Below are 1482 nucleotides of genomic sequence, written 5' to 3'. Positions count from 1 at the left end.
GATGATGGGGTTGCGTGATGGCTTCCGTCACGAGCTGCTGACATCTGTCATCAAGGAAAGGATTAACTTCCTCCAGCACCACACGACAGATCGCATATTTGCCAAGACCAACAAAGGTATCTACGACAATGGCTTGATCCAAGACCTCAAGCTGTTCGTTACGTGCAAAGTCCCCATCAAGAACAATAACCCGACTGAAAGCGAACTCCAGCAGCTCGCACAGCTTCGCACGAAGGTCGAATCATCGCTTCAAACCGTTGGTCTGCGTCCCCGCACAATGACGGCGGTGAACTACATCCGGATCATGAGCACCATCCTGAATTGGGGGCCGGATGCTTCATGGCGACATGACTCTGTGGATTGGGAGATGGATAAGCCCATCTGCGAGCAAATCTTCGATTACGGCACCGACGTGGAAGTCAGCAAGAACGGCATCAGGCTGGGTGACTACCACGCGAAAGTCATGTCAGCGAAAAAGCTGCCTGACGTTTTCTACTTTGGTGATGCGTTGACCTATGCCGGGGATCTCAGCGGCGGCAACTCCAGCATCAAAGAAAACTACATGGTCGTGACCAATGTGTTTTTCCCTGAGGCAGAAAGCACGAAAAACACTCTGGAGCGCAAACGCCAGTTCACTGTAAACCAAGCCTACGGGCCGATGCTCAAATTCGTGCCGGTGCTGGCGGACAAAAAGGAGAGCTTCGACACTCTCTATGAGTCGATGAAAGAGGGGGCTAAGCCAGTCAAGATCACCTATTCGGTGGTTTTATTTGCTCCAACCAAAGAACGTGTTGAAGCGGCGGCGATGGCCGCACGAAACATCTGGCGTGAATCTAGGTTCGAGCTGATGGAGGATAAGTTCGTTGCTCTGCCGATGTTCCTCAACTGCCTGCCATTCTGTACCGACCGAGATGCAGTGCGAGACCTATTCCGCTACAAGACCATGACAACCGAGCAGGCTGCTGTGGTCCTGCCGGTGTTCGGGGAATGGAAGGGGACCGGGACCTATCATGCTGCGCTGATTTCCCGCAACGGCCAGCTCATGAGTCTGTCTCTTCACGACAGTAATACCAACAAGAACCTGGTGATCGCAGCCGAATCCGGCTCGGGTAAATCGTTCCTTACCAACGAACTGATTTTTTCCTACTTGTCCGAGGGTGCTCAGGTCTGGGTTATTGATGCCGGTAAGTCATACCAGAAGCTGTCGGAAATGCTCAATGGCGACTTCGTTCACTTTGAAGAAGGAACGCACGTCTGCCTCAACCCGTTCGAGCTCATACAGAACTACGAGGACGAAGAAGACGCGATTGTCAGCCTCGTTTGTGCGATGCCTCGGCCAAAGGCTTGCTGGATGAATGGCAAATCTCTGCGCTGAAACAGGTCCTTTCTCGCCTGTGGGAAGAGAAAGGTAAAGAGATGAAGGTTGACGACATCGCTGAGCGCTGTCTGGAAGAAGAAAACGACCAGCGCCTCAAGGATATT

General features: G+C 52.4%; 1 protein-coding gene. It reads left to right on the top strand.

The window, feature by feature from the left end:
• A partial coding sequence (locus BHE89_RS17075; RefSeq protein ID WP_286146243.1) for a TraC family protein occupies positions 1 to 1375 on the top strand: 1375 nt, incomplete at its 5' end.
• Positions 1376 to 1482 lie beyond the last annotated feature (107 nt).

This window comes from Shigella sp. FC1967 (assembly GCF_001743005.1).
Taxonomy (GTDB): Bacteria; Pseudomonadota; Gammaproteobacteria; order Enterobacterales; family Enterobacteriaceae; genus Proteus.
Note: the sequence above shows the minus strand (reverse complement) of the source record. Positions and strands in the feature narration are given on the sequence as shown.